Origin of the sequence: Phocaeicola plebeius (assembly GCF_003437535.1) — a bacterium.
Classification (GTDB): Bacteria; Bacteroidota; Bacteroidia; order Bacteroidales; family Bacteroidaceae; genus Phocaeicola; species Phocaeicola plebeius_A.
Genome location: NZ_QSQT01000009.1, coordinates 49,373 through 63,016 on the forward strand (window position 1 = coordinate 49,373; position 13,644 = coordinate 63,016).

At 34.6% G+C, this 13,644-nt stretch carries 5 protein-coding genes; all 5 read left to right on the forward strand.

Annotation, left to right across the window (positions count from 1 at the left end):
- Positions 1–3 precede the first annotated feature (3 nt).
- The 5 genes from DXD04_RS06045 to DXD04_RS06065 all read left to right on the forward strand — a co-directional run bounded on the left by DXD04_RS06045 (position 4) and on the right by DXD04_RS06065 (position 13,635).
- Complete coding sequence (locus DXD04_RS06045; RefSeq protein ID WP_117671751.1) at positions 4–3,963, forward strand: hybrid sensor histidine kinase/response regulator transcription factor; 3,960 nt, start codon at positions 4–6, stop codon at positions 3,961–3,963.
- A gap of 297 nt (positions 3,964–4,260) precedes the next feature.
- The gene (locus DXD04_RS06050; protein ID WP_181977142.1) at positions 4,261–7,446 is read left to right on the forward strand and encodes a SusC/RagA family TonB-linked outer membrane protein; all 3,186 of its coding nucleotides are present in this window, start codon (positions 4,261–4,263) and stop codon (positions 7,444–7,446) included.
- A 13-nt stretch (positions 7,447–7,459) separates the two neighbouring features.
- Positions 7,460–9,073, forward strand: a complete 1,614-nt coding sequence (locus DXD04_RS06055) for a RagB/SusD family nutrient uptake outer membrane protein (RefSeq protein ID WP_117671754.1) — start codon at positions 7,460–7,462, stop codon at positions 9,071–9,073.
- A gap of 15 nt (positions 9,074–9,088) precedes the next feature.
- A complete protein-coding gene (locus DXD04_RS06060) occupies positions 9,089–10,120 on the forward strand; it encodes a hypothetical protein (RefSeq protein ID WP_117671756.1) in 1,032 nt (343 codons plus the stop codon).
- A gap of 86 nt (positions 10,121–10,206) precedes the next feature.
- Positions 10,207–13,635: a hypothetical protein gene (locus DXD04_RS06065; RefSeq protein ID WP_117671758.1), complete on the forward strand. Its 3,429-nt coding sequence runs from the start codon at positions 10,207–10,209 to the stop codon at positions 13,633–13,635.
- Positions 13,636–13,644 lie beyond the last annotated feature (9 nt).

Here is a 13,644-nt window from a genome sequence, read left to right on the forward strand (position 1 = left end):
GCTATGAATAATGCTGTAAAAAAACATTTTATTGAACTGTTATTTTTTATACTTCTAGATTTCTTTACAGTTTCTCTTTGTGCAAAAGATTTTAAAATTTTAGATACCTCAAATGGATTACCGGATAATACTGTAAAATGTTTTACACAGGATAGTCGGGGATTTATGTGGTTGGGAACTTTTAATGGCTTATGTCGATTTGATGGGGCTGAGTTCGTTATTTATAGGCATGATAAGAATACTTCTAATTCTATAGTGGATAATCATGTGGAAGCATTGTTGTCAGTTGGTGATTATTTATGGGTAGGAACAACCAATGGACTTTCTTGTTATTCCCAGAAAGAAGATCTGTTTTATGATTGTGTTTATTTGTCTCCATCTGGTGAGAAAAAAAGAATAGACGTAGCTATTCGTAATATTATTTGTTGTAATGGTCTTGTCTTTGTTTTAACAACTATGGATGAGATTTGGGTTCAAAAAGAAGGATATGTTTTTATACCTTGTGTATATGGAAAAAAAATGTCTTGGCAAGCTATTGCAAATTATAAGGAAAATCTATTTTTGGCCTATAGTACAGAAGGTTTATTTTTGATTGATGCCCAAAAACAAGCTATCGTAAACCAGAAATTGTTAGATAAACATATTCTAAGTGGCTGTATGATGTATTATAGTCAGAATCAGAAAACTGTTTATGTGGGTGCGGGGATTGGATATGCAGGTAGGGCCTTTAAAATAAATTCCGAATTGGCAGAGATTGTGGAAGAATCTTTTGCGTTGAAAGATATAAAAGCAATTGTGGATTATCAGGATAAGGTATTATTTGGTCTGGATGGTGGAGGAATAGTGGAGTTAAAGGATGGAGAAATAGTAAATTATACATCTCAAAATTCGAATATAAGCAGTGATGCAGTTCACGCTTTGTTTGTTGACAGGAGAGATTGCTTATGGATAGGAACTTATCGTGGAGGTGTAAATTTTTACTCATCTTATTACGATTGGTTTTATACTTTGACCAAGAATGAAGAAGGCTTATCCCATGATATTGTGACTGCAATTTATCCGGATGGAGATAAACTGTATTTAGGGTTAGATGGAGGTGGCTTAAATATATATGATAAAAAGTCTGGTTCATTGACTGTTTATTCTCAACAGAATAGTACTATTTCGGGGAATAATATTTTGTCTATATGTGCAGATTCCCAGTATATATGGATGGCAGTTTATGAGAAGGGATTATGCCGTTTTTCACGTACTACTCATACTTTTAAAAATTATGATCTTTTTTCTATCGATAAGATTTATAATGCAAATCAGGTGTGGGATATTCAACAGGGCAATGATGGGAATATATGGATTATAGGTTCTGTAGTTTATTTATTTAATCCTAAGACAGAATCTTTTACATTGGTTGATGGAGTTTATAGTGCATCTTCCATTTTATTTGATGGCGATTTTGTATGGATTAGTTCTACGCATACGGGATTATATAAATTGGATCGGAAAACAAGAAAGATATGTATGCATTACCATGAAAAATCGGAGAAAGTATCACTTCCTTCTAATTTTATCCGCTATATGTTTATGGATTCTAATCATTCTATATGGTTATCAACGGAGTCTGCCGGACTATATCGGATGGACGAGCAGAAAGGGAAAATAATATCTTATGCGGAGCGTATCGAACTTCAAAATAACAAAGTGGTGAGTATAGAAGAAGACGGTGTGGGGTGTTTATGGTTAGGCACTTATAATGGCTTATATAAATATGATCCGAAACATGATTCTTTTGTTCATTTTGGGAAAATGGATAATCTGTGGGCTGGACAATTTAATTATCATGCTTGTGCACAAGATAATCGGTTTGTGTATATGGGCGCTACAAAAGGTCTTGTTTGGTTTGAACCCCAAAAGATTGTTTATACGCATCAGACTAGTCCTGTTTATTTTACAGAATTGGAGTTATTGAATCATTCAGGTAGTAAAGTTCATTTGCTAGGTATGGAGGGGAAAAGCGTTTCTTTAGCTTATAATCAGAATTTCTTTACTTTATTTTTTTCAGTGCCAGAGATGTTGACCCCAGATAAAGTCCGTTTCTCGTGTTATATGAAAGGGTTTGAAAAAGGTTGGCAGGAGATTGGGACGAAACGGCAAGTCTCCTATACAAATGTACCTCCAGGAAAATATGTATTTTATGTTAAATCGACAGACAGTTCTGGAAAATGGAGTGATAAAATGTCTTGTTTATATATTGTCATCACTCCTCCTTGGTGGCAAACGGGGTGGGCTTGGTGCTTGTGGATATTGCTCTTATCTGGAGCTATTGCAACTGCCTTCTGGTTTTATAAACATGAATTGAATATTAAGCACCTTGTTCAATTAAAAGAGATAGAAAAAGAAACAGCTCGTAATATTAATGAAGCAAAATTACGGTTTTATACGAATATTACGCATGAATTACGTACGCCTATATTTCTGATTACAGCTCCATTAGAGGAATTAATGACTGAAAAAAAACGGATAGTATCAGTTCCTCGTACATATTTGATGAATATGTATCGTAATGCTATGAAGCTAAGTAAATTAGTTACTCGCATGATTGATCTAAGAAAGTTAGAGCAAGGAAAACTGAAGTTGGATTTACATACACAGAATGTCGTATCTTTTTGCAAAGATCTTGTACCAGACTACGAATCTCTATGTCAGCAAAAAAATATTATTTTTCATTTTTTACCAGCAAAAACTATTATTCGATTGAATTTTGATGCAGAAAAATTAGAAATAATTCTTACTAATCTAGTTTCAAATGCATTTAAATATACTCCGGAAGGTGGTAAAGTGGTTCTTGTTATTGATGAGACATCAGAAAATGTAATGTTTTCAGTTGAGGATAATGGTATTGGTATAGAGAAAGAATTTCAGGATATGGTGTTTGAGCGTTTTTTTCAGGTAGATTCTTCTCAATCGATTGCAATGGGAGATGGTATTGGGCTTTCCTTTGTAAAATATTTGGTTGAATTACATGGAGGTGAAGTACATTTAGAAAGTGAGTTCGGGAAAGGGTCAAAATTTATGTTTTCTATTCCCTTGAAAGATGAAAATAAAGAGGAGAAGGTAGAAGAAGTGGAGGTTTTACCGGATGTGGAAAAAGAAAAATCTTTACTTCTTAATGCGCAACCTATGTCGCCAACAGCTACTCATACACTTTTATTAATAGATGATGAACCTGAAATTTTAGAACTGATGGAACGTTCCTTAATTGAAGATTTTAGGATATTGAAAGCGAATAATGGAATGGATGGACTGACTGTGGTAAGGAAAGAACTTCCAGACCTTATTGTATGTGATGTAATGATGCCGAAAATGGACGGAATGGCTTTTCTGGAAGCCTTGAAGGAAGATAAAGAATTGGCCCATATCCCGATAATCATGTTAACGGCGAAAATTGCTGAGGAGGATCAAATTGTAGCTTTTGATAGTGGTGCGGATGCTTATTTGACGAAGCCTGTTTCATTGAAATTTTTACGTAATAGAATAGATTATTTATTGGCTCGTACGGAGTCTGTTGTAATGGCAAATGCTTTGGCGAAGTCAGAAAAAAACTATACGAAAGAGGAACAGCGTTTTTTATTAAAATGCAAGGAGACTATTGATGAGCATTTAATGAATCCAAATCTTGGAGTGGTTTTTATGGCTGAGAAGTTAGGTATGAGTCATTCATCTTTTTACCGTAAGATTAAATCTGTGACAGGAATGAGCGGAATGGATTTTATTAATGAATATAAAGTTTTTAAGGCCGTCCAACTATTTAATGGAGGTGAAACTAATGTAAGTTCAGTTTGTGTAAAATGTGGTTTTAATGATATAAAGAGTTTCCGTGATGCGTTTAAGAAAAAAATGAACATATCCCCCAAACAATATGTGATGCAACTATCCTTATTAGAAGATACTTCTCATAAAGGGTGAATGTTTCTCTTTTTACGCTGAAAACCTATTATTACCTGTTTTTGACGGATTTCTTCCTCATTTGGGAGCTTATACATTCTACTTTTGTGCCTAGAAAAACATGTTTTTTATTTTTGAACCTATTAATTTAATATTGTTATGAACAGATTTCAATGGCTTAGAAAAAGTGTAATGTCATCTTCAATTACGCAGACATAAAATGCTGATTAATGTTATGACTGCATATATAAAGAATGCATGAATAATATGATGTGTGAAATTTAATTTGGTTGCTTTGTAACTTAAACTATGGTTTATATGAGAAACAAAAAATGTTTGCTTTTGAATAGAATTGGTATATTCCTTTCTATGATAATGTTGGAAGGTCTTATGATACGGCATGATTACCTTTTGGCTTCTGAATCTTTATCTTATAATGAAATAAATTTAATAAAACAAAGTTCAGAAGTAAAAGGGCAAGTTGTCGATGTGAATGGAGAGCCAATCATTGGCGCTAGTGTAAAAATAAAAAATACATCTTTAGGTACAATTACTGACTTGAATGGTTTTTTTATACTAAAGGATGAATCTGCAAAGAATTTAATAATTTCATTTATTGGATATGAAACAAAAGAAGTTGCATTGAAAGGGCAAACTTTTGTCAAGGTTGTATTAGCAGAAGATACAGAGGTTTTGGATGAAGTTGTAGTGGTAGGTTATGGAACTCAAAAGAAAGTAAATTTAACGGGAGCGGTTGCTACTTTGGATTCAAAACAATTAGAAAGTAAACCAATTACTAGTGCCTCTCAAAGTCTGGCTGGAAAAGTTGCTGGTGTTCATATTGCACAATCTTCAGGTATTGCAGGAGATGATGGTGCACAAATTACCATTCGTGGATTGGGAACCTTGAATAATACTGCACCTCTTATTTTAATTGATGGTGTTATCTCGCCAAGTATGGATGTAGTGAATCCTGCAGATATTGAGAATATTTCTGTATTAAAAGATGCTGCTTCGGCCTCAATATATGGTTCTCAAGCAGCTAATGGGGTAATTCTTGTGACTACAAAGAAAGGAAGCACAGAAAATAGAGCAGTTTTTAATGTGAATGCTGGATTTTCTATATCTCAAATAACCAAACAGAGTAAGCCTCAAATGGTCACAGATACAGAGACTTTTATGCTTTTAATGAATGAGGCACGTGTCAATTCAGGATTAACTCCTGCATTTTCTGAAGAAGTAATGGAGTTGTACCGTACACCTTCTTATAGAGAGGCATGTTCTACAGATTGGTTTGACGAAATCTTTAGATCTAGTTTTACTCAAGAGTATAATATTAGTGCACATGGAGGAAACGATAAAACTAAATTTTATTTTTCTTTAGGTTATATGGATCAAGGATCTATTGTTTCAGATGGTAATTATGAACGAATTACTTCTCGCTTGACATTAGATTCACAAATTCTGCCAAAATTGAACGTTGGGGCTGTAATGGGGTATACTTATGGTAATCAAAGAACTCCCAATGGTAGTGTGAATGAGGTCTTTGCACTTGATATAATGAGAGCTTCTCCTTTAAATCCAGCTTATAATGATGATGGGTCGTTGGCTCTTCCTGATAGTTATTCTTTATCTTATACGGGACAAGTTCAAAGTGGTAATCCCTTGGCTGGACTTTTATATAATGAGATACATCAAACTCGTAATGATATTATTGGCACTGCTTATTTGGACTGGAATATTTTGCCAGGACTTCATTTGACTACTATATTGAATGCTAATATTCAGGTTTATGATTATAATGAATGGAAGGGATGTCCTTCAACAAAAAACTGGCGTTATAAGGAATTATTGGCGGATCCTTATTTCAATGGTACAATGAGTGACCTGGAAAATAATTTTTATGGGAATGCAAGTCTAAAGATGTCATCTTCTAGAAACTATCGAATAAACCCTCATGTACAATTAAATTATGAGAAGAATTTTGGCAAGCATAACTTGAAAGCTATGGCAGCTGTTAGTTATGAGAAGAATAGTAATAACTATTTTGATGCATACCGTGGTAAATTTATCTCTAACTATATTCATATTTTAGGTGCAGGTGATCCTACTACGAAAGATAATTCAAGTGCTTTATCTAAATATGCAATTTTGTCTCAGTTTGGTCGTATTAATTATGACTATGCTGATAAATATTTATTTGAATTTAATATCCGACGTGATGGTTCTTCTAGATTTGGCTCTAACTATAAATATGGTGTTTTCCCTTCATTTTCTGCTGGATGGGTGTTAACTCAGGAGGATTTTATGAAGAATGTTCCATTAATTAACTTTTTTAAGTTAAGAGCTTCATGGGGGCAATTGGGAAATCAGTATGGTGGAGATAATTTTCCTTATATGGCAAAGATAGCTTATAATGCAAATTATGTGTGGGGAAAAACTGTAGAAACAGGGGTTACGCCATCTAGCTATGGAAATCCTGATTTGCATTGGGAAACGACGAATGTAACAAACTTAGGCTTTAATTTACATCTTTTGGATTCAGAATTGATTTTTGAAGGAGATTATTTTATTCGTAAAACAAAGGATATTTTATTTAATACTCCATTACCTTATGAAACGGGTTTTAGCTCGGTAATGACTAATCTTGCTCAGGTGCAAAATAATGGTTTTGAATTTATGGCCACTTACCAAAAAAGATTTAATAATTTTAATATGTCAATAAGTGGAAATACTTCATATATACGAAATAAAGTTATTTCGTTAGATCCAACATTGGTTGGTGAAGCAGATAGGCATATAAATGGAAATCAAATAACTACACGTGATAATCCTATCAATTCATATTATTTAGTGAAGTGGACTGGAAAAATCTATCAAACACAAGAAGAAGTAGATAATAGCCCTCATGTGAGTGGGGCTGGTCCTGGAGATCTTATTTTTGAAGATTTTAGCGGTCCTGACGGGACTCCTGACGGAACTATTGATGCTTACGATAGGCAAATTTTAGGAACTGAGTATCCTTCTTGGACTTTTGGGGCAAATTTGTCATTTGGATATAAAGGATTCGATTTGAGTGTTGATTTTCAGGGGATTGCTGACGCATATTCTTATGGAACTTGCGAATATTATACACCAACTTTCCAAGGTTCCAATTTTGGACAATTTTGGGTACAGCGTTGGACACCTGAACATCCTAGTGAAACTGTACCGAGAGTGTGGGTAGATAATGGTCCTAATAATACTTATGCCAATACATATTTTCTGATGGATAGAACATATCTGCGTTTGAAAAATTTAGTATTTAGCTATACTTTTCCACAGAATATATGTAAGAGACTGAGAGCAAGCCGTTTGAGGGTGTATGCTTCTGCATCAAATTTATTTACTTGGACAAAGAAAGGATATAAGGGATTTGATCCAGAACGGTCTAATAGTAGTGGAGAACGTGGAGGAATTCCTCAAGCTACGACATTCAAAATGGGTATTGATTTGACTTTTTAAATAGAATTGAAATATGAAAAAGATATATTTATTAGTACTGGGTTTTATGTCATGCTTCTTTTATAGTTGCAATGATTGGATTGAGTTGGAACCGGAGGATTCTTTGGCAAAAGAGACATTTTTTAATACTCAAGAGGATTTTAATCAGGCTATAACAGGGCTTTATGCAATACTTCGGCCTACGGATGCAGATGCTGTTGGAGGTGCATATTTTGGGAATCTGTATTGGGAGGTTTGTGCGGATGTTTGTATGTGGAAGAACAGTTGGACACAACCTTGGTTTGATATTTCACGAGGAGAATTAAATGCAGTGACTGGAAATGTAGATCTTGTGTATAAAAATTTGTACTATGCAATTTCATGGGCGAATACAATTAAGGCAGAAATAGAGGCAAAAGCTGATAATTTTGATGAGGATTTTGTAAAGTATGTAACAGGGCAAATAGGTTTTGTAAGGGCTTTATGTTATATTCGTTTGACAAGTTTATGGGGTGATGTTCCTTTGGTTGATAAGATTTATACTCCTGAGGAATCAAAATTGCCAAGAAGTCCTTTTTCAGAGATTATGGAAAAAATTATAATTCCAGATCTTACATTGGCTGCAACAAACTTAGAAGTTACTCCTTATGATTCTCGTGAAGGGATTGCAACAAAACAAGCTGCAATTGGAATGAAGGTAAGAGCTTATTTATATGCAGAGGATTATGAGAATACAATTAAGAGTGCATTGGAATTAATGGAATTGGAAAAGCAAAATCCATCTGAAATTGGTTTCTTGGATAATTATAAAGACATTTTCTCAAATTCAAATGAAGATAATAAAGAGATTTTATTTGCCTTAAAATATACTGCGGGAGGATATAAACAGGGAAGCACCTTTAATACAACGTTTGGTAGTAAGTTACCAGGACTGCCAGAAGCCAGTATGAATGGTTCTTGGGAAACAGTTTCTGTATTACCTGAATTTATAGATTCATATCCTTTAATTGATGGTAAAACAGTGGAAGAGGGTTCAAGAGCTTATGATCCGGAACAAAAATGGGCGAATAGAGGCCCTAGGTTTGAAAGCACATTTTATATTGGTGATTATTCAATGGTTAATGGCCTTTTATATGAATCGTCTGAATATGTATGCAATATAAGTGCTCAATGCGCAAATGATTATCCTTTAACAATAAATAAAGGATATATGAATGAAGATGATAAAATAGACTGGACAAATGAAGATGAGTCTGATTTTATTGTTTTACGTTATACAGATGTGTTAATGATGTATGCAGAGGCTAAAACAATGCTTGGACAAATAGACGATTCTGTTTATGACATATTAGATAAGGTAAGAGATAGAGCCGGTATTGCACGTGTGCCTCGAGGACAATCTCAATCTGAGATGATGAATACGATACAGAATGAAAGAAAGTGGGAATTTGCTTTTGAAGGATTAAGATATTTTGATATTCGTCGTTGGGGTATTGCTGATCAAGTGATAAATGGAATCACATCGGATGAAAAATATGATTTTGGATCTCATAAAGTGTTTGTTTCTGGAAAGAATGAACTTTGGCCTATTCCGCAAAGTGCTATTGATGCAAATCCAAATCTTTCTCCTAATAATCCTGGGTATTAATAAAATTAATTTATTATGAAACAGTTGTTATTTATAGTTTTTGTGTTTATTGGAACCTTTGTATATGTTGGTTGTAATGAAGAAGATTATGCTATTAATAGAATAGCTTCACCAGAGAATTTGTCTGCTACACGTGGGGATACTTCTGTCTTTTTAAAATGGGATAAGGTTGAAGGAACTGCATTTTATACATTGGTTCGTGGTTTAAAAGTAATAGCAGATAGTTTGTATGTAGAGTCTTATGAAGATGCTTTAGCACCTGATACATTGACTGAATATAGAGTTTATGCAGTGGATGCTATGGGATGGCGCTCTTCTACTTATGCCTCAGATTCTGGATATTTGGGCATTCCAAATGGAATCATTCCACGTGCTCCAATAAAATTTGAAGCTTCGGTAGATGATATTAGAGGATGTGTATTGTCGTGGACAACTGGGCGTTTTGCTACTTCTTATAAATTATATAAGAATGATGTTTTTTATGCAGATGTAGTTGAAAATCAGTTTATTGATTATGATGCTACAGATGTTCCCACAGAATATACACTTTATTCAAATAATTATAATGGGATTTCACAGACTGGAATTTCGGCTACTGGAAACAAAGCTTATTTATGTTTGGATAATTATGAAAAATATGAGGATGGTTATGTAATACAACCTTGGACTGAAATAGCTGAACGTACACAATATTATACGGAGGGAAGCCCTATAGTCGTAGCGGGGGAAGCATATTCGGGCTCAAAGCAATTAATAATAAAAGAAGGTAAGTTACAGATTCTTCATGATTGGGGAGGTGCTTTGTATGATGGTTATTATGTGATAAGCTTTATGGCTCGAAAAGAAAATGGAAGTTTTAATGTGTATTCAACTTTTGGAACAAATGAAGTCTATTCTAATGTTGGGGAATGGACAAAGTTTAGTTATAAAACGGGATTAATTAAGGTAGGAGACACATTTAATCTTACAATAGAATCAAAATTAGATAATATGAATTTATTGATAGATGATTTGTCCATATCTTATATCTGGAGTGGCGGCTTCTAATTTGTTATAGGTTTATAGAGAAATGTGATAAGCTATTTATTACATTTCTCTTAGCTAGTGTGTTGATTTGTTTTTTATATAGTGTTATGAGATACCGTTATATTTTATATCTGCTTTCTTCTTTTTTACCGATTGTCAGTATTGAAGGGTATGCTGCTGAAACCATAGAACAAAAGGAAACGTGTAAGACAAACTATTCTCAAAGTTTGACAATAACCCCTGCAATATATCCTTATTTGGTAGAGCCGAAAGATTATCCTGAATATTATAGAAGGCCTTATCCCTCGCTATCGTGGAAAGATTTTGGCAATAAGACCCAGTTTGTAGTGGGGCGTAACACCCCTATAGATTCAACAGAGGTAGCTGAGGTAAAAGGTGATGTATATAGGCCAGGACTTTCATTGATGTGTGATAAGAACTTCACTCGGAGATTGCAATTTATGTCGAAGAATAATTTCTTTGTGCATAATATAGGTGGATATGGACCGGGATCTGCTATGCCTGTATATGGTGGATTTGGAGAATGTATTGTTCCGAAGTGGCAGATAGATCAGATTCAGAGGTATATAGGAAATAAGTTCACGGGTTTTGATGTAGGAGAACAAGATGGACGTTTTAATTTTACATATCGGCATATTATAGAACCTTATATACCTGATAAAAAACAGCAATACTTGGCTTCACAACCTTATTTTGATCGGGTAGCAAGTGATTTAGGAAACTGGTGCAGTGCATTAAGTGTACTTTGGTATTGGCATCCCATTTTAAAAGAAGGATATACTATGCTGGCTGGTTCGGAGACTCAGAATAAGATAACTAACGGACAGGTACAATACATGCATTTAAGGGGAGCAGGGAAGCAATATGGCATATTGTGGTATGGTGATGTATCTGTTTTTGATTCATGGGGATGCAAAATTTATGATGATAAAAATGGGTTTAAAAATGGTGGAAGTTTGTCGCTTATGAAGCGTTCTTATTATACTCAATATATGTATAATTCTACAATTTTGAGTATGGAACATGGATGGTGTGAAGGAGCTTGGGCCACTAATCGTGGAAAACTTTCTCCCATTGGGATAATGCATAATGATTGCGTGGATTTTGTACATAAATATGGGCAGCCTGGAGTTATGGTTACTCAGATTGCTTTATTGAATGATTTTTATTCAGGTTGGATGCCTGCTTCTCATATTGCAGCTTCATTTCGCGTTTGGAATGGTATGCCATATTCCTCAGGAGATTATTTGACGGATGCTCTTGTCAGCATGTTTTATCCACATTATGAGCGAAGTGGATTTTTTTATGATGAAACTGGGGCCATGTGCGCAACTCCTTACGGTGAGAATGTAGACGCGTTATTGAGTGATGCTCGTGTAGAAACAATGAAGCAATATCCAGTGATAGTAGCTGCTGGTGATTTGTTTAGTGGAGGAAGAGAATTGACTGATAAAATAAATGATTATGTATTACAAGGAGGAACCTTTGTGGTTACGGCTAAAAATGCTGCTCGTTTTTGGCCGGAATGGAAAATTATAGAGAAAAATACTTTGTTCCCGGCAGGAACTAAAGTGAAAGTAGGAAATGAACAAATCGTTGAGCAGGCTGCATTTAGACTATATAAGGCTGATTTGCCTGAGAATGCGCAAATCATGGCTAAGGTGGGAAAATTTCCTACGGTTTGGTGTATTCCAGTAGGAAAGGGACGGGTAATTCTGTCATTGACAGAGTTTGGTTTAAATTCTCAACCTTATCGAGTACAACCTCCTTCTAGTTGGCATAGAGGGGAGTTTAATACTTATTTGGAGCGTCCTTATCGTCTGTTGAGCCATTTTGAAACAATCTTGGATGAATTATTTTCATCTGTAAATTTATTTTCGGTAGGTAAAGATTTAGGGTATATAGTAAACTATTTAGGTAAAGGAAAATATCGGCTTGCTGTGTATAATAATACGTTGAAAAGTCTTCCATTTAAAATAGAATCACATATAGGTGATATAGAAACAATAAATGAACTTTCTACAGGAAATAAGCTTTTCAGTTGTGCCGGGTATTGGCCTCATGAGATGAAGGGAGAAGTAGAAGGTAAAGATGATGAATCACATATCTATGGAGGGGATATTCGTCTATTTGATGTAACGGTGAAAAATGAAAAAATAAATGTGATGAGAAAAATAAATCAGGTTTCACCCGTAACAGGTTCCTACTTGGCTACCGATAATATGATGTACCTGAAAGAGGTAATTAGGACAATGCCTACTTTTTTTGATTATTTTGATGGAGTGGCTGTTGATGGGAGGGCTGTTTTGCAAATGGATGATAAGGCTTTGGCGCGCCAAAATGAGTGGTATACGCTACAGTCACTTGATATAGCTGCAGATTTGCGCAGTGGCTTTGATTCTGGTTATTGGACTTTTGATATTCAGAAGTCAGCTTTTCAGCGTACAAAAGATGACTTAAATAGAATAAGTAAGAAATTGCAGTTGCTATACGGAAAACATTCATTGTTAATTCCTTGTGCTTATAAGAATCAGTGTCCAGATGAAATGAGGGCATATTATAATATTTGTTTTATTGATTCTATTTCGGAAAACTCTAACTGGTCTTATGGGAAGAATTTCAGGTTATTGGATTGTTCAATACTGGAATGGGATGATGTTTATATGGCAATGCGTGAAAGGTGTGTAAATAAGCAATTGGATGTAACAGTCGATAAAAAAGTTTTACCGGTTAACGAAAATCATATTTTGACCTTGGAGCGTTATGAAAAAGATATACGAAAAGCTGTTTCAGGAGTCGATTGCTTTTTTGATGCATTTGGTGGTGTGTGTGTAACAGCTGAATATATTGCTAATAAATCTTTGGATGCTTTGCTGGAGGAGAAAAAATGGTGGGATAAGATAGGACTTTCGGTCATTGTTAGTTTTATTGAAGAGATTAATCATTTTCCTGGATTGACATTATGTGATGCTGTTCCTGTATATTATGAAAGAAGTATGGATTATTATAAGGATGTGTTGAGTAAAATGGGACATCTAGGACTAAAAAGAGCACTGTTTACTACGCAGGCTCCTATTGAAGCTAATTACTCTGAACAGCAGATCTACAATAAGATGAAAGAATCGTTTAAGATTTTGTCAGAGTATGCAGGACAGAGACAACTTAAAATTTTATTGACTAATACTCGTTTTAGAATAGCTGCAGACGTAAAGCAGCAAAAACAAATGTTACAGCAAATTGGTGTAAGTGCTAACATGGGGTTGGCTGTGAATTTGAATCATTTGTCAGAGCAAGAGTATTCTCAGTCTATAGACGATGCCGGACATTTACTGGATGTTGTTATATTAGGAGGAGTGGGATCAATGGAACATTCGGAATATCTTCCAATAGCTGAAAGTGGAAAATCAGCAGATAAACTGAATCGGTTAAAGGATGTATTGCTGATTGAAAAGGTATGGCCTTTTACCAATGAAAGTATATATAAAGATTGCCAATATATGAATTGGGTGAAATAGTTAATGGAA

Coding starts and splice junctions, on each gene's coding strand:
- DXD04_RS06045 (WP_117671751.1), top strand. CDS start 4: ATGAATAATGCTGTAAAAAAACATTTTATTGAACTGTTATTTTTTATA.
- DXD04_RS06050 (WP_181977142.1), top strand. CDS start 4,261: ATGAGAAACAAAAAATGTTTGCTTTTGAATAGAATTGGTATATTCCTT.
- DXD04_RS06055 (WP_117671754.1), top strand. CDS start 7,460: ATGAAAAAGATATATTTATTAGTACTGGGTTTTATGTCATGCTTCTTT.
- DXD04_RS06060 (WP_117671756.1), top strand. CDS start 9,089: ATGAAACAGTTGTTATTTATAGTTTTTGTGTTTATTGGAACCTTTGTA.
- DXD04_RS06065 (WP_117671758.1), top strand. CDS start 10,207: ATGAGATACCGTTATATTTTATATCTGCTTTCTTCTTTTTTACCGATT.